General features: G+C 65.3%; 24 protein-coding genes. 5 read left to right on the plus strand and 19 right to left on the minus strand.

Features of this window, described 5'->3' with window-relative positions; all coding sequences use genetic code 11:
• Positions 1-17: 17 nt before the first annotated feature.
• Together EPK82_RS07475 and EPK82_RS24910 are read right to left on the minus strand one after the other, a co-directional pair.
• Positions 18-1721, minus strand: coding sequence for an amidase (locus EPK82_RS07475; RefSeq protein WP_134676206.1), 1704 nt, complete (start codon positions 1719-1721; stop codon positions 18-20).
• Between the two features lie 146 nt (positions 1722-1867).
• The gene (locus EPK82_RS24910) at positions 1868-2059 is read right to left on the minus strand and encodes a hypothetical protein (protein WP_178114234.1); all 192 of its coding nucleotides are present in this window, start codon (positions 2057-2059) and stop codon (positions 1868-1870) included.
• 188 nt (positions 2060-2247) lie between these two features.
• Here EPK82_RS24910 and EPK82_RS07485 point away from each other — a divergent pair, with 188 nt between their 5' ends.
• Complete coding sequence (locus EPK82_RS07485) at positions 2248-2637, plus strand: GFA family protein (protein WP_134676207.1); 390 nt, start codon at positions 2248-2250, stop codon at positions 2635-2637.
• 25 nt (positions 2638-2662) lie between these two features.
• Here the strand turns inward: EPK82_RS07485 and EPK82_RS07490 are convergent, their stop codons facing one another.
• Positions 2663-3367, minus strand: coding sequence for a class I SAM-dependent methyltransferase (locus EPK82_RS07490; protein ID WP_134676208.1), 705 nt, complete (start codon positions 3365-3367; stop codon positions 2663-2665).
• 203 nt (positions 3368-3570) lie between these two features.
• Between EPK82_RS07490 and EPK82_RS07495 the strand changes: the two genes are divergently transcribed.
• A complete protein-coding gene (locus EPK82_RS07495) occupies positions 3571-4632 on the plus strand; it encodes an AI-2E family transporter (protein ID WP_134676352.1) in 1062 nt (353 codons plus the stop codon).
• Between the two features lie 262 nt (positions 4633-4894).
• Here EPK82_RS07495 and EPK82_RS07500 read toward each other — a convergent pair whose 3' ends face one another.
• Together EPK82_RS07500 and EPK82_RS07505 are read right to left on the minus strand one after the other, a co-directional pair.
• Positions 4895-5104 carry a tautomerase family protein gene (locus EPK82_RS07500; protein ID WP_037048481.1) on the minus strand — a complete coding sequence of 70 codons (210 nt, stop codon included), beginning with the start codon at positions 5102-5104 and terminating at the stop codon, positions 4895-4897.
• Positions 5105-5173: 69 nt separating this feature from the next.
• Positions 5174-5908: an SDR family NAD(P)-dependent oxidoreductase gene (locus EPK82_RS07505; RefSeq protein ID WP_134676209.1), complete on the minus strand. Its 735-nt coding sequence runs from the start codon at positions 5906-5908 to the stop codon at positions 5174-5176.
• A 115-nt stretch (positions 5909-6023) separates the two neighbouring features.
• Between EPK82_RS07505 and EPK82_RS07510 the strand changes: the two genes are divergently transcribed.
• Positions 6024-6944 carry a LysR family transcriptional regulator gene (locus EPK82_RS07510; RefSeq protein WP_134676210.1) on the plus strand — a complete coding sequence of 307 codons (921 nt, stop codon included), beginning with the start codon at positions 6024-6026 and terminating at the stop codon, positions 6942-6944.
• Between the two features lie 12 nt (positions 6945-6956).
• On the opposite strand, the gene EPK82_RS07515 is transcribed toward EPK82_RS07510, so the two are convergent.
• Both EPK82_RS07515 and EPK82_RS07520 read right to left on the minus strand, forming a co-directional pair.
• The gene (locus EPK82_RS07515) at positions 6957-7265 is read right to left on the minus strand and encodes a chorismate mutase (protein ID WP_134676211.1); all 309 of its coding nucleotides are present in this window, start codon (positions 7263-7265) and stop codon (positions 6957-6959) included.
• A 103-nt stretch (positions 7266-7368) separates the two neighbouring features.
• Positions 7369-9069, minus strand: a complete 1701-nt coding sequence (locus tag EPK82_RS07520) for a sensor domain-containing diguanylate cyclase (RefSeq protein WP_134676212.1) — start codon at positions 9067-9069, stop codon at positions 7369-7371.
• A 335-nt stretch (positions 9070-9404) separates the two neighbouring features.
• On the opposite strand from EPK82_RS07520, the gene EPK82_RS07525 reads away from it, so the two are divergent.
• Entirely contained in the window at positions 9405-11453 is a 2049-nt protein-coding gene (locus tag EPK82_RS07525; protein ID WP_134676213.1) for a TonB-dependent receptor, read from the plus strand.
• Between the two features lie 94 nt (positions 11454-11547).
• Here EPK82_RS07525 and EPK82_RS07530 read toward each other — a convergent pair whose 3' ends face one another.
• The 8 genes from EPK82_RS07530 to EPK82_RS07565 all read right to left on the minus strand — a co-directional run bounded on the left by EPK82_RS07530 (position 11548) and on the right by EPK82_RS07565 (position 17669).
• Positions 11548-12702, minus strand: coding sequence for a DUF1624 domain-containing protein (locus EPK82_RS07530; RefSeq protein WP_394346196.1), 1155 nt, complete (start codon positions 12700-12702; stop codon positions 11548-11550).
• Positions 12703-12774: 72 nt separating this feature from the next.
• Positions 12775-13098, minus strand: a complete 324-nt coding sequence (locus tag EPK82_RS07535) for a low molecular weight protein tyrosine phosphatase family protein (RefSeq protein WP_134676215.1) — start codon at positions 13096-13098, stop codon at positions 12775-12777.
• Positions 13095-13625: a GNAT family N-acetyltransferase gene (locus EPK82_RS07540; protein WP_134676216.1), complete on the minus strand. Its 531-nt coding sequence runs from the start codon at positions 13623-13625 to the stop codon at positions 13095-13097. The genes EPK82_RS07535 and EPK82_RS07540 overlap by 4 nt, the downstream gene beginning before the upstream one ends.
• Before the next feature lie 22 nt (positions 13626-13647).
• Positions 13648-14217 (minus strand): DUF1285 domain-containing protein, encoded by a 570-nt coding sequence (locus tag EPK82_RS07545; protein WP_134676217.1) that lies wholly within the window; start codon positions 14215-14217, stop codon positions 13648-13650.
• A 112-nt stretch (positions 14218-14329) separates the two neighbouring features.
• A complete protein-coding gene (locus EPK82_RS07550) occupies positions 14330-14932 on the minus strand; it encodes a DUF4823 domain-containing protein (RefSeq protein WP_047591245.1) in 603 nt (200 codons plus the stop codon).
• Positions 14933-15005: 73 nt separating this feature from the next.
• Entirely contained in the window at positions 15006-15899 is an 894-nt protein-coding gene (locus EPK82_RS07555; protein WP_134676218.1) for a radical SAM protein, read from the minus strand.
• A 98-nt stretch (positions 15900-15997) separates the two neighbouring features.
• On the minus strand, positions 15998-16966 hold the full coding sequence (locus tag EPK82_RS07560; RefSeq protein ID WP_047591247.1) for a GTP 3',8-cyclase MoaA: 969 nt from the start codon (positions 16964-16966) through the stop codon (positions 15998-16000).
• A 79-nt stretch (positions 16967-17045) separates the two neighbouring features.
• Complete coding sequence (locus EPK82_RS07565) at positions 17046-17669, minus strand: TetR/AcrR family transcriptional regulator (RefSeq protein WP_037048515.1); 624 nt, start codon at positions 17667-17669, stop codon at positions 17046-17048.
• Between the two features lie 75 nt (positions 17670-17744).
• Between EPK82_RS07565 and EPK82_RS07570 the strand changes: the two genes are divergently transcribed.
• Complete coding sequence (locus tag EPK82_RS07570) at positions 17745-18878, plus strand: aminotransferase class V-fold PLP-dependent enzyme (protein WP_134676219.1); 1134 nt, start codon at positions 17745-17747, stop codon at positions 18876-18878.
• A 256-nt stretch (positions 18879-19134) separates the two neighbouring features.
• Here the strand turns inward: EPK82_RS07570 and EPK82_RS07575 are convergent, their stop codons facing one another.
• The 4 genes from EPK82_RS07575 to tmk all read right to left on the minus strand — a co-directional run bounded on the left by EPK82_RS07575 (position 19135) and on the right by tmk (position 22102).
• Complete coding sequence (locus tag EPK82_RS07575; RefSeq protein WP_134676220.1) at positions 19135-19917, minus strand: TatD family hydrolase; 783 nt, start codon at positions 19915-19917, stop codon at positions 19135-19137.
• Between the two features lie 85 nt (positions 19918-20002).
• Positions 20003-20359, minus strand: coding sequence for a PilZ domain-containing protein (locus EPK82_RS07580; RefSeq protein WP_003245164.1), 357 nt, complete (start codon positions 20357-20359; stop codon positions 20003-20005).
• Positions 20360-20484: 125 nt separating this feature from the next.
• A complete protein-coding gene (locus EPK82_RS07585) occupies positions 20485-21477 on the minus strand; it encodes a DNA polymerase III subunit delta' (RefSeq protein ID WP_134676221.1) in 993 nt (330 codons plus the stop codon).
• On the minus strand, positions 21470-22102 hold the full coding sequence (tmk, locus tag EPK82_RS07590; RefSeq protein ID WP_037048525.1) for a dTMP kinase: 633 nt from the start codon (positions 22100-22102) through the stop codon (positions 21470-21472). Before tmk ends, EPK82_RS07585 begins: the two co-directional genes overlap by 8 nt.

Raw genomic sequence — 22102 nt, forward strand, 5'->3', positions numbered from 1 at the left:
CCTCCCGGCACCGCGCATCACCCCAGCGGCGGCGTGCGCGGTGGGACCTGGCGTTTGCTGCCAGTGGACTCGTAAGCAGCCGCCAGCTGCAGCAAGGCCGAGTCGTCATAGGCGCGGCCTGCGAAGGTCAGGCCCACGGGCATGCCGATATCGGCCATCACGCCCATGGGTACGGTCACGGTCGGCACACCCAGGTGACGAATCGCCAGATTGCCGTTGGCCACCCACACGCCATTGCTCCAGGCGATGTCGGCGGATAGCGGGTTCACATCGGCATCCGCCGGGCCGACATCGGCAACGGTGGGGAACAGCACGGCATCCAGCCCCTGTTGCGCCATCCAGTCCTCCAGGTCGATCTTGCGCGTGTGTTCCAGGCCACGCAGTCCGTCGGGCAGCGTGGCGATCTGGTCCCAGGGCTTGATGCCGCGCTTGGCCATCTTGACGTACTCGTCCATGCCCGCCGCCAGGTCGCCCTCGCGATTGGGCAGCGTACCGGGGTCATGCGGGAAGATCTGCGGCCCATCGACATCAGCCAGGCGCTGCAGCTGCGGATCGCCGTTGGCCTGCAGGAAGTCGTCGAAGGCCCAGCCGCTCAGCTCCCACAGCTCGTCATGCAGGAACTCGGGCGTGACGATACCCCGGTTGAACACCGTCGGTGCCCCCGGGCGATCGCCTTCGCAGTTGGACACCAGCGGGAAGTCCACCTCCACCACTTCGGCGCCAGCAGCTTCCAGCGCCTGGCGGGCCGCCTCCCACAGGGCGATCACCGTTGGCCGGGTGTGGATGCGCTGGCCGGTCGGACCACCGATGCCCGGCGACTCGCTGGTGCCGGCTGCCTCGTCCTTGTTGATGAACATGCGCGGCACGCCCAGGCGCTTGCCAGCCAGCGCATCGGCCTTGGCCGCCAGCGCCAGGTAGGATTGCGGACGCACAGCGGAGGCTTTCGGGATCGGCACCCAGGGCTGCAAACGCCACAGGTCGCCACGCGTGTCGGCGTCATCGGCCACCACCACGTCGAGTACCTCGAGCAGGTCGGCCATGGTCCGGGCATACGGCACCACCACGTCCATGGTCGGCGTCAGCGGCCAGTTGCCGCGCACCGAGATCACCCCGCGCGACGGCGTGTAGGCGCACAGGCCATTGTTCGACGCCGGGCCGCGCCCGCTGGACCAGGTCTCCTCGGCCAGGCCGAACGCGGCGAAACTGGCAGCGGTCGCCGTACCGGCGCCGTTGGACGAGCCCGAGGCGAACGGTGCCGTCAGGTAATCCGCGTTGTAGGGGCTCTCCGCGCGGCCGTATACCCCGCGCTGCATGCCGCCGTTGGCCATCGGCGGCATATTGGTCTTGCCCAGGCAGATGGCGCCGGCGGCACGCAGACGCTCGACGGTGAACGCATCACGTTGTGCCACCAGGTCCTTGAAGGCCGGGCTGCCGGAAGCCGCCGTCAGCCCCTTGACCAGGTAACTGTCCTTCGCGGTATAGGGAATGCCGTCCAGCGGGCCGAGCGTTTCACCACGCGCACGGCGCGCATCCGACGCCTCGGCTTCCTGCAGTGCATCCGGGTTGCGCACGACCACGGCGTTGAGCCGGGTCGCCGTGGCGGGTCCGTCGTAGGCCTCGATACGCGCCAGATAGGCCTTGACCAGTTCGACCGCAGTGGTGCGGCCGGACTCCAGCGCGGCGCGCAGCTCGGCGATGGAAACTTCGGTTACCTCGATCATGCTGTCATCTCTCGCAGAAGGCGGGACCTGCCAGCAGCATGGCCCCGGTACGCAATACGGCGTGCCTGCGGTCAATGCTGAAACCGCGACACTCTGCCGCCGATGATACAGGGCAACGGATTGCGACAGGAGCGGGCCGGCAGAACTCAGTCTCCGCCGCCACCACCATCACCGCCACCACAGTCGCCACCGAAATCGCCGAAGAAGCTGCCGCCGCCATCCACACCCGGCCCTCCCCCATCGCCCGAGTGGTTCGCGCCTGAGGACTTCCTGCGCATGGCCCGCAGCAACAGCAGCAGAAAGACGATGAACGCGCCGATCACCAAGTAGAACCCCATCAGCCTGCCTCCATGTCCCTGTTCAGCACTGGATGATAGCCCATGCGCCTGCCCGCACTGCCAGAGCGATTGCCCACTCGGCGGACACGTTGAGACGCCGGTCGCAGAAGCGCCGAGCCATTGCGCACCTCGGTTGCCTGCAGCTTTGCTAGGGTCACAGGCGATAGCCAACGAGCGGAGACCCTCACATGCCACAGATCACCGGCGGCTGCCTCTGCGGCCAGGTACGCTTCAGCACCAGCGCCCAACCCTATCGGGTCGGCATCTGCCACTGCATGGACTGCCGCAAGTACCACGGCGCACTCTTCCATGCCTCGGCAATCTTTGCCCAGGACGCCGTGACCCTGAGCGGCGAAACCGGCCAGTATGGCGGCCGCCATTTCTGCCCGCGCTGCGGCTCGTCGGTATATTCGCGCACGGCGGATGAGATCGAACTGAACCTGGGCTCGCTGGATGCGCCGGACCAGTTCACCCCCACCTACGAGCTCTGGACCATTCGCCGCGAAGCCTGGCTACCGCCCTTCCCCTTCGCCCGACAGTACCCGCGCGACCGCGAGAGCAGCACCCGCCACGAATAGCGTCGAGCGCTCATGAGTCGTGCCCTCAGGCATCCGCAGCGCGCTGGCAGCCCCAGCCGTGCATCAACCCGGCCTGGAAGAACTGCACCGGCGCCGCGAAGCCGGCGGCCTGGATGATGCCGGCCACCTGCTGCGCCGGCAGCACCGCCACGTCTCGCGCGTAGGCAATGCGTACGCGCTCGAGCATCTGCGGCTGAACGCCGGCACCGGACATCAGCGTCATCCAGTTACGCAGCAGCACCTCGTAGGCCGGCGCGTGGATATCCGCGGCCAGGTCCGCATTGGCCAGCAGCCCGCCCGGCTTGAGCCGCTGCGCGATCTGGCGAAAGAAGCGCGTGCGTGCCTGCGGCTCCAGCAAGAACTGCGAGACCAGGAAGCAGGTCGCGCCGTCATACAGCGGCTCATCCGCCAGCGTGTCGAGATAGCCCGCATGAAACTCGCAACGATGCGCAAAGCCCTCGCGCTGCGCACGCTGGCGACAGACATCGAGCATCGCCTCGGAAGGGTCCAGCGCCGTGAACCGCCAGCCAGGAAAGCGCGCGGCCAGGTGGCCGATCTCCGCACCGGTACCCGCGCCCACGCAGAGCACCCGCGCATCGGCCGGCAGCTCGGCGAACAGCGCATCGAGCAGCAGATAGAGCGCCTCGCGAATCGGCGCCATCCCGGCCCATTGCTGGTCATAGCCAGCCGCCTGTTGATCGAACAACGCCCTGAGTTCCTCGTCGCGCATGGCAAACCCTCCGTTTGGCCTGATGAATGATCGCGCTCACACCTTCCAGTATCCCAGAGCTGTCAAGCCCCCATGGCCACGCGCCTTGGCGGCAGTCGCATGCAGCTGTGGCAAGGCAGCAAGACCGGTCAGCAGTGGATTCGCGGGCACTTTGCCGGCGTTTGCGGGGACTAACTGGCATGCCTCCACTGAACGAAACCAAGATGCGCAACCCGACCTTCGAACAGAAAGCCTTCATCCTCCTGCTCGCGCTGGTGACCATCGCCTTCTTCTGGATACTCCTGCCGTTCTACGGCGCCGTGTTCTGGGCGATGGTGCTCGCCGTGGTGTTCGCCCCGCTGCAGTCACGCCTCAATCAGCGCTGCAACGGCAGACGCAACCTGACCGCCCTGCTGACGCTGACCATCTGCCTGCTGGTGGCGATCCTGCCGGTGATCTTCATCACCTCGGCAGTGGTGGCCGAGGGCACCAGCCTGTATGAACAGCTGGAGTCCGGCGAACTGGATTTCGGTGCCTACGTGACCAGCACCCTGCGCGCGCTGCCGCCGCCCATGCAGGAGCAACTGCAGCGCTTCGGCATCGCCAACCTCGACGGCCTGCGCGAGCAGATATCCAAGGGCGCCACGACCGGTAGCCAGTACCTGGCGACCAAGGTCTTCGCCATCGGCCAGGGCACCTTCGAGTTCTTCATCAGTTTCGGGGTGATGCTGTACCTGCTGTTCTTCCTCCTGCGCGACGGCCAGGAGCTGGTGCGCAACATCCGCGTCGCCATCCCCCTGGCCGACAGCACCAAGCGCCGCCTGCAGATCAAATTCACCCGCGTGGTACGCGCCACGGTCAAGGGCAATGTCCTGGTCGCCGCAGTCCAGGGCGCGCTCGGTGGCTTCATCTTCTGGGCGCTGGGCATCTACAGCCCGCTGCTGTGGGGCGTGCTGATGGCCTTCCTGTCACTGCTGCCGGCCGCTGGCGCCGGCATCGTCTGGGCCCCGGTCGCGCTCTACCTGCTGCTCAGCGGCAGCCTGTGGCAAGGCATCATCCTCACCGCCTTCGGCGTGCTGGTGATCGGCCTGGTGGACAACATCCTGCGCCCCATACTGGTGGGCAAGGACACCCGCCTTCCCGACTACCTGATCCTCGTTTCCACCCTCGGCGGTCTCGCCCTGCTGGGTCTCAACGGCTTCGTCATCGGCCCACTGGTGGCCGCACTGTTCGTGGCCAGCTGGAATCTGCTGGGGACGAAGAAGAAGGTCAGGTTGCCGGAGTGAATACATCGTCGCAGTGCGGCCGTTCGCCCTGGCGCGCAGTCTTCACGACAGTGATAGAAAGGGTTCTCACACTGCCCGGTACTCGACATGGAATTCACGGAGTACCGAACACCTGCTGGCAACCCCGTCGTTCGGGTGACGCCGCTACGAACGAGCAGCCCGTCTTGTGGCCGTCAGATGAACAATGCCGGTCATACGACCGGCACTGTCTGCTCGCAGGCGGGTGGCCAGGACCGCCAAGCTCCTGGCCAGCGCGCCTGGATCACGTCCTGGATAAGCCGGCGCGGTACTCGGTGGTGGTGATTCCGGCATAGCCCCAGTTATCGGTGTCGACTTCCTCGATCACGATGTGAGTGAGCTCGGGCTTCTTGTTCAGAACACGCTCCAGGGTCTCGGTGATTTCCTTGATGACCTGGGCTTTCTGTTCGCGGGTGACCCCGTCGCGGGTGATGCGTACACTGACGAAAGGCATGGTGATGCTCCTGTGGTTGGGGAAGGGATCTGCTGGCGGTGGCACGGCAGTGGCCGCGTCATCCGCCGGTTACCATTTTCCGCTGCTCATGCCGCCATCGACCGGCAGCACCACGCCCGTGGTGAAACTGGCGCCAGCCAGGTACAGCACGGCCTCGGCGATGTCCTCGACCTGCCCGATGCGTCCTGCCGGTTGCAGGCCCTTGAGGAAATCATGAGTCGCCGGATCGTGCATCGGTGTCTCGATGATGCCAGGTGCCACCGCGTTGACCTGGATATTGTGCGGCGACAGCTCCAGCGCCAGTGCGCGGGTGACCTGGTTGAGGCCGCCCTTGATCAGCACCGGCAGCGCGGCGGGCACGTCGATATTGGCCTGCAGCGCGATGGCCGCGGTGATGGTGATGATCTGCCCCTGACGACGCTCGATCATGTGCGCGGCAGCCGCCTGGGAGGCATAGACCACGCCCTTGAGGTTGGTCTCCAGCAGGCTGTCGACATCCTCCGGGCTGTAGTCGAGGAAAGGCTTGGGCAGGAAGAAACCGGCGTTGTTGACCAGCACATCGACCTGGCCGAACGCTTCGATGCCGGCATCGATCAACTGGCGAGCGGTCTGCGGCAGGGCGATATCGCCTGCCACGCCAACGAAACCGGCGGGGTTGCCCAGTTGCGCCCTGGCCTGCTCCAGCCGCTCGGCGCTGCGCGCGTTGCCCACCACATTGAACCCCTGGGCGAGGAAGGCCTTGGCCAGGCCGAAGCCGATGCCGCTGGAGGCACCGGTGATCACTACCGTTCTGTTGTTGCTCATGTCGTTTCTCCCGCTGAGAAGGCGCCCTGGGCGCCGTTGGGAGAACTATATTTTTGCCATGAAAGCAGATAAATATGACTTCAATAACTTCAGTTGATACATGGTGTAATCAATCATGCCGCGCCAATTCGACGATGTACTGCTTGGCAGCATCGAACTGTTCTGCCTCGCTGCCGAGCTGGGCAGTTTCACCGCGGCAGGGCTGGCCGCGGGCGTGACGCCAGCGGCGGTCAGTCGCTCGATCGGCCGGCTGGAGGAACGCCTGGGCTCCAGACTGTTCGTGCGCACGACCCGCAGCATTCGCCTGACCGAAGGTGGCCGTGGCTACTACGAGCAGTGCCGCCAGGCGTTGACCCAGCTGGTCGAGGCGGAGCGCGCGGTCAGCGGCCAGCAGCAGGAACCCTCGGGGACGCTGCGCATCAGCCTGCCCACCACCTATGGGCACCACCGCATCCTGCCGCTGATGCCGGAGTTTCGCCGCCGCTACCCCAAGGTGCAGGTCGACATCCACCTGGGCAATCGCAACATCGACTTCGTCGCTGAAGGTTACGACCTGGCCATCCGCGTGCGCGCGCAGCCGGATTCGAGCCTCATCGCGCGGCCGCTGGAAGACGCCCGCCTGGTGGTGGTGGCCACTCCCGACTACCTGGCACGCGAAGGCGTCCCACAGACGCTGGACGACCTCGAGCGGCACGACTGCATTCAGTTCGAGCTGCCCAGCAGCGGGCGGCGCATCACCTGGCTGTTCAACGATGACGGCGAGGAGCGGGAGGTTGTCAGCGCCGGGGGCTGCACCTGCTCGGACGATGTGCTGGGTGGAGTGACCTTGGCCAAGCACGGCGCCGGGCTGTTCCAGACCTACCGCTTCATAGTCGAGCGCGAACTGGCCGAGGGCTCGCTGGTCGAGGTGCTGCAAGCGTTCGCCGGGCGCTCGCGGCCCTTCACCCTGCTCTATCCGAGCGGCAGGCACATGCCGTTGCGTCTGCGCGCCTTCATCGATTTCATCATGGACAAGCAGCGCCAGTGGAGCGCCTGAACCTTGCCCGCCTCAGACGGCGCCGCCCTCGGCGCCGAGCGCGGCATGCGTACGCAGCTCCTCGTCAATGAATGCGGCAATCATCGCGCGGTACACCTGCTCGACCACCTCGGCCGAGGCCCCGCGCTCACTGGCGAGCGCCCGCACCTTGGCGATGACCTGCTCGACGCGTGCCGGGGCACGTACATCGGCACCGTCCTTCTTGAACCGTGCCGCCTGCGCGACGAAACCACCGCGCCTGGCGATGAGCTCGACCATGGCGCGGTCGATCTCATCGATACGCTGGCGCACGTCCTCGAGGGAGCTGCATTGCACGTCCATATGATGATGTCCTGTGGTGATTCACGTCGGGGGCCATCACGTTAGTGAGCTGACGGCCAGACGTCCAGCGCAACGCCCTGCGACGCGACACAGGCAGCCGGCTTCAGTGGTACTCGATGCGGTTGCGCCCGCCGCGCTTCGCGCAGTACAGGGCGATGTCGCTACGTGACAGGGCGGCCTCGACGTTGCTGTCGTTGGCGGTGAGCGATGAGATACCCACGCTGACGGCCAGGAATATCTGCTCGCCGGCATGCAGGATCGGCGTCCTGGCCAGCTCGCTCTGGATGCGGGTGGCGAAATGCGTGGCCTGTTGCTGGTCGGTCTCGCTGAGCACCACGGCGAACTCTTCGCCGCCCAGGCGTCCGGCGGTATCGCTCTTGCGCAGCTGCGCGCAGAGGATGGTGGCGAAGTGGCGCAGGGCCTGGTCGCCGACGTTGTGCCCCCAGCGGTCGTTGATGGTCTTGAAGTAGTCCAGGTCGAACATCAGTATCGCCGCACTCTGGCCCGAACTGCGTTGCAGGCGCGCCAGCTCGATCTCGAGCTGACGCATGAAGTGACGGCGATTGGCGAGCTGGGTAAGGAAGTCGGTGGTGGCGAATGCCTGCAGCTCGGCCTCGATCTGCTTGCGCTCGGTCACATCGGTCATGAAACCGTGCCAGAGCACGCTGCCGTCGCCCTGGCGACGCGGGCAGGCCTCGACCTCGCACCAGACCACGTCGCGCCCCGGTACCTGCACGCGGAATTCGTGGTGCCAGGGCGTCAGCTGTTCGGCGCAGCGCGTGAAGGTGTCCAGGAAGGCGTCCTGATCATCCGGATGGACGACCGTCGTCAGCGCCTGGGCATCCTGCATCAACTGCGTGGCGCTGAGGCCACAGATCGCTTGCGCACCGGCACTGACGTAAGTGAAGGCAGGCTCACCCTGCAGCGGGCGCAGGAACTGGAAGACCATGCCGGGTATCTCGTTGGTGAGGTCCGTCATCAGCTCGACGGTCTGCTGCACCTGATCGGACAACCGGCGTATGGCGGTGATGTCGGTGGTGGTACCGATCATCCGCAACGGCTGGCCATCGCTGTCACGCTCGACCACCTTGCCACGGCTGCACACCCACTTGTACTGACCATCCCGGCAGAGCAGCCGGTGCTCCACTTCATAGGCCTCGGTGCGTCGCTCGAGGTGTGCCTGGATGGTCGCACGCACGTAGTCGAGTTCGGACGGATGAACCCGCGTGTAGCTCTCTTCGATGCGGTTGCCGATTTCATGGTCGGCATAGCCCAGCAATGCCTTCCAGCTGCTGGAGTAGTGAATCTCACCGCTGCTGACGTTGCGGTCCCAGATGCCGGTGCCGCTGCCGGCGATGGCCAGCGCCATGCGCCGCTCGCTCTCGCGCAGGGCCGCCAGTTCATGCCGTTGCCTGGCGTCCTTCGCCTCGCGCTCCAGCAGATCGAGCACCAGCCAGGCGAACTCCTGCAGGGCCTGTTCCTGGCTGGCGTCCAGCAGCCGATGGGTCTCATCGAGCAGATAGAGGCAACCGAGCTGCCCGCCCTGACACGCCAGCAACGGCCAGACCACCAGGATGCGCAGGTGCTGGATCTCAGCGAGTGGACCGGCCTCGCGGGCATCCGCGATCTGCCGTCGTTGCGTATCGCTCAGCCCGGCACTGGCCCAGATACGGCGCGTGCGCCCCTCGCCCGCGACCAGCACACAGGCCGGTACAGCGAAATGGGCACAGATCAGGCGGACCATTCCGTCGAACCGCTCGTCATTGGCGCTGGCAGTTGTATTGATCGACCCCAGGGGCTGCATAGGACGTCTGCTTCGCTTGGACCGCACAAGACATTGATAGTGATACGCCATTAGTACGCTGGCGTCTAATCGTTCGTCACGCGCCGGCCCGGGGAGCATTCCCGCGCCAGGCACTCGCCGAGTGGCCATGGACGCGGAGCGGTCCCCTGCCCCGAGCAGGAAAGCGCTCTATCTCGGCTATTGCACCGATGCCGGGAGATTCATGGATGGTCGAACGCAGACTATTTGTTATGGTATAACATCCACATTCGCACACTTCAGCGAACGCACCGAACGGCCCATCCGTGATCGGCCATGCGCACCTCCCTCCCAGAAACGCAGTACTAGGATCCCCGATGAAAACCACCTCGGCCTCCCTCGCCGTTCTGTCGGCGCTGGTATCGACCGACCTCCACGCCGCTCGCCCCAACGACGCCAGCGTCTCCCTCGGCGCCGTCTACGTGACCCCCGAGAAACGGAATGTCCTCGGCACCGAACGCATCCTCACCTCGGTGGACGTGATGGGCAGCGAGCGCATCGAACAACAGAACGTGAGCAACAGCTGGGAACTGCTCGGCCAGATGCCCGGCATCCAGCTGACCGAAACGCGCATGGGCGCCGAGTCTGGCAAGGCGACCTTGCGCGCCTTCAATGGCGAGGGCTACATCAACGGCATCAAGGTGCTGATCGACGGTATCCCGAGCAACGTCAACAGCGGCAACCAGCGCTTCATCGACATGCTGTTCCCGCTCGACATCGACTACATCGAAGTGGTGCGCGGCACCAACGATCCGCGCTACGGCCTGCACAACATCGGTGGCAACATCAATTTCGCCACGCGCCAGGGCGGCAACTACACCGACGGCCGCGTCACCTACGGCAGCTTCGATACCCGGGAGATGCAACTGGCACTGGGCCGCGAGGAAGGCAACTTCGCGCAGAACTACATCCTCGCCAAACAGGACAGCGAAGGCTTCCGTGACCACAGCCGCTCCAACAAGTACTCGCTGGGAGGCAAGTGGTTCCTCAGCGACGACACGCAGGCCTTCAGGCTCGGCCTGGTCGCCCGCCTCTATCACCACCAGGCCGAAGAGCCAGGTTTTCTCACCGCCAGCCAACTGGCCGCCAGCCGCACGCAGTCACCGGAGAAGAACGGCAACGACGACAGCGACCGCGACATGAAGCACCTGAGCCTGCATGCCGACGTCCGCCTCGCTGACGCACTCGAGCTGAGCAACAAGCTCTACTACAACAGCTACGACGATGACCGCCGGGTAACCTTCAGCGACTACCAACCCGGCAACGCCCCGCGCCAGCGCCGCCTCTGGAACGAGCGCCAGACAGGTGTACTGAGCAACCTGACCTGGCGCGCCAATGACCTGCTGACGCTCGACGGCGGCATCAACCACGAGCAGCAGAACAACGAGTACCAGCGCTATCGATTCAACCATGGCGTGCCCACGAACTTCGATGCCACGCCAGCACGCGTGCAGAATGACGAGCGCTACACGCTGTACAACAGCGGTGCCTACGTGCAGGCGATCATCCAGGCCAGCGAAAAGTTGCAGATCATCCCTGCCTACCGGGTGGACCGGTTCTCCGGCAACAGCGAGATGCTCGGCGGGGTGAAGGCCGAGCTGCAGGACTACGGCTGGATTCGCCAGCCCAAGCTGAGCGTCGTCTACAGCCTGAGCGAGGACATCAACCTGTACGCCAACTGGGGGCGCACCTTCCAGATCCTCACGGGCTCGACCAACCCCGCCTACCTGACCGCCGGACAACCGCGCTACAGCCCGTCGATCAACACCGGCAAGGAAATCGGCATCAAGTTCAAGCCATTCGCGGACAGCGAAGCGCGCATCGCCGTGTGGCAGCAGGACGCCACCGACGAAGTGGCCAACATGCCGGCAACCGGCACCAACGTCGGCCTCGGGGAAACCCGCCGGCGTGGCGTCGACCTGCAGATCAATGCCACCCTGACGGATCGCTGGAGCGTCTGGGCATCCCATTCCTATCAGGAAGCCAAGGTGATCAGCGCGTACTCCGGCGGTGAATCGCTGGCCGGCAAGGAGGTGTTCTCCACGCCGCGCTACATCAGCAACCTGGGCACCGACTACCAGTTCGACCACGCCTGGCGCATCGGCCTGCAAGCCCGCGCGCAGGGTGACTACTACATCGACGAACACAACGCCCAGGGCAAGTACGGCGGCTTCGCGGTGCTCGATGCCAGCATCCACTACCAGCTCGACGACAGCACCAGCCTCGACCTGCAACTGAAGAACCTGACGGACCGCGAATACGAGTACGTGTGGTTCGACAACTTCTTCTGGGGCGGTGACGATCAGGCAATGTTCTCCCCGGCACCAGGTCGCTCGGCGTACCTGTCGGTCAACATCAAGCTGTAGCGCCGCGTGCCGGAATCGCCGATCCGCAGGGTCGGCTTGCCGGCGCCTGCGATACGTGCCACCTCGCACCGCCGCCCGCTGACGGCGTGGGCGATCAGAGATACTTGAGCCAGCGCATGTCCCGCCGCCGCGCCTTGAGCCGGGCGAACGAGCGCGTCGGGGCGAACAGCAGCAGCGCGAGCGCCAGCGTCATGAGCCAGAGCCAGTGCACCGCAGCGAAGCCGAAGTAATGCCCCTGGTTGCTCCCCCAGATCGCCAGGGCCGCGATGTAGAGCAGCTTCAACACGTACAGGTGCAGCAGGTAGAAGAACATCGGCGCACTGCCGAACACGGCCAGCGTGCCCACCATGCGCCCGTCGTTGCGCCGCTCGAAGGCCGCCAGCAGCAACAGGCCAAGCCCCAGCGTCAACGCCAGGAACAGCAGTGACGGCGGGTACTTGGTGAGGTTGAACAGGCTCATCAGGGTCTGCATGCCCGTCGCCTCGACCGCCCAGGGTTTCTCGCCGTAGCCATTGAGCAGACGCAGCACCACGAACAGCCCCAGTGCGGCGCAGCCGGCGACGCGCAGGTAGCGGCTCCGCTGCTGCGGCGTGCAGGTGCCGCGAAACCAGGGGCCGAGCGCATAACCCAGGGCGATCACCCCGATCCACGGCAGCAGCGGGTAGGACGTGCGCAGGCGCACGGAGTCGCCAAGCTGGATCCAGCCACGCTCATGCAACACCGCCCAGGGAATGTGCAGCGCCGACTGCGGGTCGACATGCAGCCCATCGAGCAGGTTGTGCCCCGCCACCAGCAGCAGCCCCAGGCCCGCCAACCAGGTCCTGGGCAGCCATAACAGCAGCGCCAGCGCCAGCATGCTCAGGCCGATGGCCCAGATGACCTGCAGGTAGATGACCGTGGGCGGAAACTGGAAGGTCCAGGCGAAATTGACCAGGGTGAACTCCAGCACCAGCAGAAAGAGTCCGCGCTTGAACAGGAAGGCACTGGTCGCCGCCCGGCTCATCTGCTTCTCGCCGTAGAGAAACGCCGAAAGCCCGGTCAGCAGAATGAACACCGGCGCACACAGGTGCGCCAGGGTGCGGCTGAAGAACAGCGCCGGATCGGTGCTGCTCACGTCCATCGGGTCTGCGACCTGCTGATGCAGGTAAAAGGTTTCGCGAACGTGATCGAGCAGCATGAGAAGGATGACCAGGCCGCGCAGGGCGTCGATCGAGTGCAGACGTGAGGAGGACATGGACGGCTTCGGCAGGGGCTGAATGAAACGTAATACTGTAACTTTTCAACCACTCCCGGTGCCAGCGAAACCGTCAGGCCTGCTCGATCAACGCAGCAGTGCCGGTACCTTGCGCTGCAACAGCTCGATCAGCTCTGGCTGCATGTAGGCATAGTCGTCGGGGATATCCAGGCAGATCACCCGCTTGCCCGCCAGCGCCTGCCGGTACTGGCGCGTCAGCTTGCTGCGGTGGTTCTTCTCCATCACCAGGATCACCGTCGCCCAGTCGAGCTGCTCCGCCGAGACGCGCACCTCGGCGTCGGGAGCCAGCCCGGCCGAGTCGGTCTCGATGTCCGGCCAGTCAGCGAATACCCGTTCGGCCGTGGGGCTGCGCAGACGATTGCGGCTGCAGATGAACAAGGCACGGATCACTCGCCGGACACCTGCTCGTAGAGTTCGACCGGTTCCACCTTGCCCTGGCTACCGCAGGCGGCGTGGCCCAGACCGAGGTGACGAAAGCCGGCCTTGAACAGCACGCGCCCGGACTGCGGGTTGCGCGCCAGGTGGCTGGCATGCAGACGGCGCAGGCGCAGGTGGCGAAAGGCGAAGTCCACCAGCGCATTGCACGCTTCGCTGGCATAGCCGCGACTCCAGTACGGCACGCCGATCCAGTAGCCTACCTCGGCCTCGCCACGGCTGATGTCCTTCAGCGCCATGCAGCCGACCAGCTTGCCGCTGTCGACCTCGGTGATGATGAAGTTGGCCGCGGCTCCGCTGGCCCACTCCTCTGCGCAGCGCTCGATCCAGCGTTGCGCCAGCTCGGGCGGATAGGGATGGGGAATGCTGCGGGTGACGTCGGCGATACGAAAGTCGCCGGCCAGGCGCTGCACCTCGCTGGCATCCTCGGGTTGTGGCGTGCGCAGCAGCAGGCGCTGGGTTGCGATTCGCGGCTCATCCATTTTGCCACCTCGTCAGGACTGTTCAGGCCGGCACGGGGCCGATGGGGTAGAACTGCCCATCACTCCACACGCCCAGCCAGGGTTCTCCGTCGACCTCGCGCTCGACCGCCAGTTCCACCAACTGGTAGAACACGTTGCGGTGAATCAGCGCCTCGAGGTTACGCCGTACCAGAATGTAGGGCGAGGGCTCGAGTGTCGCAGGATCGATCTCCACACGAATGGGATGCTCAGCGCCACCAACCACCTCGTCCTCGACGTTGGTGGTGAAGCGCAGGCGCTGCGACTCGCCCTCCCCCTCGACCTGCAGGGTAACGGCCACGAAGGGCGCATCCTCGACCTGGATGCCGACCTTCTCCACCGGCGTGATCAGGAAATAATCGTCGCCATCGCGGCGAATGATGGTGGAGAACAGCCGCACCATCGGCTTGCGGCCGATTGGCGTGCCCAGGTAGTACCAGGTGCCGTCGCGGGCGATGCGCATGTCGATGTCGCCGCAGAAATCCGGGTTCCACAGGTGCACGGGCGGCAGGCCCTTGCCTTCGCCCTTGGGAATCTGCGCCAGCAGGTCGCCCGCCTTGCCTGGATCGCTCATGCTCTCTCCTCGTCCGTTTCCGCGAACGGTCAAGGATACACCCTGGGGCAGGCTTTGGCCTCGAAGGCCTGCGCCTGGCCGGCAGGGCGCGCCCGGCGCCCTGTGCAACGGATCAGCGGCCGAGACCGATCAGGCTGCGCGCATAGTCGTGCAGCGGCGGGCCGATCAGGTCCTGGGGCTGGGCGTCATAGAACGTCAGGAAACCGCCACGACTGCGGATGCGCGCGGTGTCCACCAGGTAGCGGGTGTTGGTCTCGATCAGCATCAGCTGGATCGACGCGCGGTCGGTGCCGAGGCGATCCAGCGCCTCCTGATCCGCCCATTCATCCTCGTTGCCGATGCGGTCGTCGCTGTAGGCGAAACGGCTGTAAAGCAGGTAATGGGCGCCTGCCGCACGGGCCTCGGCCATGGCCTCTTCCAGGCCCAGCGGCTGCTTGGCGCGACGCACCAGCGGGAAGTATTCGACGAAGCCCTTGAAGGCCTCCTCCGCCACCACGTTGGGACGCGGATAGCCATGCCCCGGCGGCACGAAATGGCCCTGGGCGATGTAGATGAAGGAGTCCTGTTGCAGACGCCGCGAGGCCATGCGCTCGGTACGGCCGTGGTCGAGAACGCCGGCATCGCGCAGGTGGTACTCGGCGCCATCGGCCAGGTCACTCACCTTCATGCAGCCAGCCAGGCCCAGCAGCGCCACCAGTAGAAACAGGTTACGCATGAATCGATCCTCCTCATGCCGGTGACGGAAAACCGGCGGATAAGGCATAGATGCAGATTCTGCGCCAGGCTGCTCAAAGCCCCCGCTGCCACTCCTGGCGCAAGTTCGCCTGCTGCGGTTGCTCGATGGCGCTGCGCACCTGGGCCAGCAGGCGCGCCTTGTCACGGCCGAGGTTGCCCTTGAGTACCAGGTAGTTGGAGGCATGATCGCTGCGAAACACCGTTTGCTGCAGCTCGAGCCCGGCGAGCAGACGCTCGACCTCACCGAACAGCTGCAACTGGCTCAGCGGCCGGTAATCGGCGAACTGCTCACGAAAGCGCGCCTCGCCCATGGGAAAGCTGACCACCAGGGTGGACAGGTATTCGGGCTGCGCCTCGTTCATCAGCCGCGCCGAATTGTCCGCGTGCTGATCGCTGAGCGCCTGGCCGCCGAGCCCGTTGAGAATCATCACCGAGCGGGTGATGCCGGCCTGGCCGAGCTTGTCCAGCGCGCTGAGGCTGGAGTCGAAGGTTTCCCCCTTGTTGACCCGCGCCAGCACCTCGTCATCGCCGGACTCGCAGCCGACATAGGCCATCTTCAGGCCGGCATCGGCCAGCTCCTTGAGTTCCTCGACCGATTTCTTGCGCAGGTTGCGCGGCAGGCAGTAGCTGGAAACCCGGCGCACCTCGGGCATGTGCTCGCGGATGGCCTGCAGAATGGCCAGCAGGCGCCTGGTCGGCAGCACCAGGGCGTCGCCATCGGCGAGGAACACCCGGTTGACGATCAACTGCTCGCCTGCGCGACGGATCTCCTCCAGCACCTGTGCCTCGTCCCGCGCGCGGAATTTCTTCTGCGGAGCGGTGTACATCTCGCAGAAGGTGCACTGGTTCCAGGAGCAGCCGTTGGTGACCGGCAGGATCAGTGACTGCGCCTCGCTCGGCGGACGGAAAACCGGCTCGATGTAATCGATGGGGAAACGGGCAGACATTCGCGGCACACTCGCAAAGGGAAAGCCCGCACAGTCTATATGGCTGCGGCGTGACTGCCGAGCCACGCCGCGCGCAGCGCTTCAGCGGCTACGGCGTATCAGCCGCCGATGATCTTCATCACCGTGACGCCACCGGAGAACGCCAGGTCCTGCTTGTCGCCCAGCGCCTTGACCAGCAGCCGCTGCAAGGCCGGCAAGGCCTGGTGACGCGGCTTGTCCAGCAGGTCACCGACGAAGTGGCGGTTGCTCGACGACAGGCAGCCGTGCAACCAGCCGGTGGACGACAGGCGCAGGCGCGAGCAGGTCCGGCAGAACGGTACGCTTTCGTTGGCGATCACCCCGAAATGACCGGCGCCAGGAATGGCATAGCGCATCGCGGTGGCATCCACCGGCGCACTGGCCTGCACGTACTGGTGGCGGCCGCCGATCAGCTCGAGCAACTCGGGCAGGCCCACGAACTGCTGGTTGAAGGCATTGGGGTCGCGCGCCAGGTGGCCCATGCGCATCAGTTCGATGAAACGCAGCTCGAAACCTCGCTCCAGGCAGTACTCCAGCAACGGCAGCACCTGATCGAGATTCTGTCCGCGCAGCGGCACCATGTTGACCTTGATCTTCATCCCGGCCTCACGCGCAGCTTCCATGCCGGCGAGCACCGTGGCCAAGTCGCCGCCCCGGGCAATGCCACGGAACGCATCGGCATCCAGGGTATCGAGCGAGACGTTGAGACGACGAATGCCGCACTCGACCAGCAGCGGCAGCTTGCGCTCCAGCAACTGGCCATTGGTGGTCAGGCTGATGTCGTCGAGGCCGAACTGGCTGACCTGACGCAGGAAGGGTTCCAGGCGCGTGCTGACCAGCGGCTCACCACCGGTGATACGCAGGCGCTCGATGCCGGCGGCTTCGATCAGGTAAGCCACGCCGCGCGCCATGGCGTCGGCAGAGAGTTCGTCCTGTGCGGCGACCAGGCGCTTGCCGTTCGGCACGCAGTAGGTGCAGGCATAGTTGCAGGCGGCGGTCAGGCTGACGCGGAGGTTGCGGAAGCGTCTGCCCTGGCGGTCGACGATCATGGAGAACTCCAGTGGAGGAATGGGCTGGAGTATATCGCCATGTCGGCCACGGGACATTCCCATGGCCGACATGCAGGGGTCAGGCGTCGCGCTTGCGCTTGTTGCCCATGCGCACGCCGATGTCCATGAGGAACTGGAAGAAGCCTTCCTGATCCTCGAGCACGTTGCTCCAGAACGGCGAGTGATACAGCGCCACGGCGCCGTGCACCAACGCCCAGGCGGCGCAGTAATGGAAGTACGGCGGCACGTCTTCCAGCTTGCCTTCGGCGATGCGGCCCTTGATCAGCTGGGTCAGGCGCTCGAAGTTGGAAGCACGGATCTTGTGCAGCTGCTCGACCATGTCCGGCACCTGGTTGCCCTTGACCACCTTCTCTTCCAGGCGGTCGAACAACCGGTAGCGCTGCGGATCACGCATGCGAAACTCGAAGTAGGCACGCGACAACGCTTCCTTGTCGCGATCGACATCGGCCGAATGCAGCAGCTCGTTGAGATCACGCTCGTAGTCGAGCATCAGGCGCAGGTAGATCTCCGCCTTGGACTTGAAGTGCTTGTAGATAGTGCCTTTGCCGATACCGACCGCGTCAGCGATCATCTCGACGGTAACGCTGTCTTCACCTTGCTCGAGGAAGAGTTTCAGCGCGGTATCGAGAATTTCTTGTTCGCGGCGACGGAATTCGCGGACCTTACGGGGTTCTTTCTGCATAAAGGGACTACGGGGTCAAAAATCGAAGCGGCCTATTATGCCCAAATGTAGCCAAATTGCACGGATCATCCGACCATGTACGTGTTTCATGATGAGTTTCCCCAGGAAGAAGGGCTGCGTTATCTCAACCATGCGGCGGTCGCACCCTGGCCGAAACGCAGTGCTGAAGCGGTTCGGCGGTTCTCGGAAGCGAACGTGGCCCACGGCGCGCGTGACTATTCCGACTGGCTGAAAGTCGAGCGTAGTCTGCGCGAACGCCTGGCGCGCCTGATGAACGCACCGAGCACAGGCGATATAGCCCTGGTCAAGAACACCTCCGAGGCGCTGTCCTTCGTCGCCTTCGGGCTGGATTGGCGCGCAGGCGATCAGGTGATCATCAGCGACGAGGAGTTTCCCTCCAACCGCATCGTCTGGCTGGCCCTGGCCTCCCGGGGCGTCGAGGTGATCGAGGTCGGCCTGAGCGGCGGCGACCCGGAAGGCGCCCTGCTCGCGGCCATCGGCCCGCGCACGCGCCTGCTCTCGGTCAGCGCGGTGCAGTTCGCCAGCGGCCTGCGCCTGGACCTGCCACGCCTGGGCCAGGGCTGCCGCCAGCACGGCGTGCTGTTCTGCGTCGATGCCATCCAGCAACTCGGCGCCCTGCCCTTCGACGTGCAGGCCTACGACTGCGATTTCGCCATGGCCGACGGACACAAGTGGATGCTCGGCCCCGAAGGCCTGGGCGTGTTCTATTGCCGCACGGCGGTACGTGATCGCCTGCAGCTGCACGAGTACGGCTGGCACATGCTGGAACACGCCGGCGACTACACTCGCCTGGATTGGCAGCCGGCGCGCAGTGCCCGGCGCTTCGAGTGCGGCAGCCCGAACATGCTCGGCGCCTTCGCCCTCGATGCGAGCCTGTCGCTGCTCGAGGCGGTCGGTATGCAACGGGTCGGCGAATGCCTGGAACAACGCGTGCAGCAGTTGAGCGAGGGCATTGCCAGACTGCCGGGCGCCACGCTGCACAGCCCGCTCGCGGCACAACGCCGGGCCGGCATCCTCAACTTCAGCCTGGCCGGTTGGGACAATGCGGCGCTGTATCAGCGTCTGCGCGAGGATCAGGTGATCTGCGCGCAACGCGGGCTCGGCGTGCGCCTGTCGCCGCATTTCTACACCTCGCAGCGGGTCATCGAGGAGACGCTGAACCTGCTGGCCCAGCTGGCAAAAGGGTGAGGACTCAGCAGCGCCCGGGGTATTCCAAATCTGTTTAAAAAACACACGATTTGCTCTGGACGCCCGGCCAGCTTGGCCAATACTGAAAGTTACTGACGCGCGGCATCTCCCCCCAAGTGCCCCGTCAGCCGAGGTACCGTGGACCGCGTACCTTGATTTACTCCTAATGGTCTTGACCCGGATTCATCCCCCAGAGTCCGGGTTTTTTTTGTCTGGCGTGCGGCCGCCGCGCAGGCGCTCCGGCCATGCCTCGACCTCAGGCGACGCCGGCCAGCGGGAACAGTCGCTTGAAGTTGCTGGAGGTCTGCTCGGCCAGGGTCTCGTAGCTCACGCCACGCAGCACGGCCAGATACTCGGCGACCTCGCGCACGTATTGCGGCAGGTTGGGCTTGCCGCGATGCGGCACCGGCGCCAGGTAAGGCGAATCGGTCTCCACCAGCAGGCGATCGGCCGGCACCTGACGGGCGACCTCGCGCAGCGCTTCGGCATTGCGGAAGGTGACGATGCCGGACAGCGAGATGTAGAAGCCGATGTCCAGCGCCGCCCTGGCCATTTCCCAGTCTTCGGTGAAGCAGTGCAGCACGCCGGCCTGCGGCAGCGCGGCTTCGCGCAGCAGCGCCAGGGTATCGGCACGGGCCTCGCGGGTATGCACGATGACCGGCTTGCCGGTGATACGCGCCGCCTCGAGGTGCAGGCGGAACGACGCCTGCTGCAGGCCGGCGGACTCGGGCTCGTAGTGATAGTCCAGCCCGGTTTCACCGATGGCCACCACCTTCGGATGCGCCAGTTCGCCCAGCAACCAGTCGAGTGCTGGCGCCGCACCCGGCTCCAGGTCCAGCGGGTGTACCCCCACCGAGCAGTCGACATCCGCGTAGCGCTCGGCCAGGCCTTTCACGGTCGCGGCGTTGTCGGCACTGACGCCGATGCACAGAAAATGCCCTACGCCAGCGACGCGTGCCGCGTCCAGGGCAGCATCCAGCGAACCGCCATGGGCGGCGAGGTCGAGACGATCAAGGTGGCAGTGGGAGTCGATCAGCATCAGGAAAAGCCTCGAGCAGCAAGCTTCAAGCCCAAGTAAAAAGCGAGCGGGAGCGCTGCCGCATTCTTGTCGCTTGCGGCTGCTGTTACATCGTGTGGGTCGGGCGGTCGGACTTCAGCGCACCGGCGAGGTAGGTCTCGATCTTGTTGCGTGCGGTGTTGTCACCATCGTTGAACTGCACCCCGACCCCAGCAGCGCGGTTGCCCTGGGCGCCTTTCGGGGTGATCCACACCACCTTGCCGGCGACCGGGATCTTTTCCGGCTCATCCATCAGGTTGAGCAGCATGAACACTTCGTCACCGAGCTTGTAGCTCTTGTTGGTGGGGATGAAGAGACCGCCATTCTTGATGAAAGGCATATAGGCCGCATACAGCACGGACTTGTCCTTGATGGTCAGGGACAGGATTCCGTTACGGGGCCCAAGATTGGGTGGCAGGCTCATCAGCGCATTCCTAGCGTTTATTGCTTAATGGTTGATTCTAGGGCCTGTTCATGCTGCTACGCAAACCAGCGCATGGCCCACAGCCAGCAGAATGTGACGCCCTGCCGAATCCGACGGCTGCCGGGTCAGCCTCGCCCCGTGGCAGGTAGCGCGGCCCACTGCACCAGCAGGGCCTCGAGCAGCAGCACGCGATTGAGGTTGGCCTTGCCCATCACCTTCTGCCGCTGCGCCAGCAACCACTCCTGGATGGCCAGCACCTTGTCCTGCGCGGTCTTGTCCGCCAGGTATTGCACCACCTTGCGCATGTCGGCCTGGCCCAACCCCTCCTCGTCCTGGGTCAGCTGGTAACGCAGCATGAGCTGCGCCCAGTCGCAGAACCAGTCGAACAGCAGATTCAGCGGCAGCGCGTTCCAGCTCTCGGCCAACTGGCTGGGCGATACCTGCTGCTTGAGCAGCTTCTTCACGCCCTCCACCGCCTGGGCGCGCTGTTCGCGCACGCCCTGCGCGTGCATGCGCAGCGCCGCCAGGGGCGAGCCCGCGGCGAGGGTCAGCAGATCGGCACGTTCCTCGTCGCCCTGCTCGGGCAACGCCTGCGCCAGCCAGGCCAGGCTCACGGCCTCGCTCGGCAACGGACAGGCCTGCTGCACGCAGCGGCTCTTGATGGTCGGCAACAGACGGCTGGGCTGGTGGCTGATCAGCAACAGCACGGTGTTGCCGGACGGCTCTTCCAGGCTTTTCAGCAGTGCGTTGGCAGCATTCAGGTTCATCGCCTCGGCCGGCTCCAGCAACACCACCTTGCGCCCGCCGAGCTGCGCGGTCTGCACCACGAACTCGACCAGCTCGCGCACCTGGTCGACCTTGATTGGCTTGTCCGCCTCCTCGGGTTCGAGGACGAAGTTGTCAGGATGGGTGCCCGCCGCCAGCAGGTGACAGGACTTGCAGTTGCCGCAGGCATCCAGACCGTTCGGGCTGAGGCACAGCAGCCGCGCCATCAGCCGCTCGGCCAGGGCGCGCTTGCCGATCCCGGCCGCACCATGCAGCAGATAGGCATGGGCATGCTGTGCGCGCCCGGCCAGCTGCTGCCAGAGATTCTCCTGCCAGGGGTAGACCTCAGCCACGGCACGCCTCCAGCAGACTCGGCAACAGGGCATCTATATCGGCCTGCACCTGCGCCAGGCTCTGCCCGGCATCGAGCACCCGATAGCGCTGTGGCGACTGTTCGGCACGCGCCAGGTAGGCATGACGCACCGACTCGAAGAAGCTGCGCTGCTCCTGCTCGAAACGATCCAGGCGACCGCGGGCAGCGGCGCGGGCCAGGCCGACCTCCACGGGCAGGTCGAAGATCAGCGTCAGGTCGGGACGCAGCTCACCCTGCACGAACTGCTCGAGCTGCGCGATGCGCGCCGTGGACAGACCGCGCCCACCGCCCTGGTAGGCGTAGGTGGCGTCGGTGAAACGGTCGCACAGCACCACGCTGCCCCTGGCCAGGGCCGGGCGAATGACCTGCTGCAGATGCTGGGCGCGCGCGGCGAACACCAGCAGCAGCTCGGTATCGGCCGCCATCGGCTCGTCACTCGGCGCCAGCAGCAGTTCGCGAATGCGCTCGGCCAGCGGTGTGCCGCCCGGCTCGCGGGTGAGCAGCACGTCGACGCCCTGCTCGCGCAGACGTTCGGCGAGGTACTCGCGGTTGGTGCTTTTACCGGCACCTTCCGGGCCTTCCAGGGTAATGAACAGACCGGTCAC

It is taken from the genome of Ectopseudomonas khazarica (assembly GCF_004521985.1).
Lineage (GTDB): Bacteria > Pseudomonadota > Gammaproteobacteria > Pseudomonadales > Pseudomonadaceae > Aquipseudomonas > Aquipseudomonas khazarica.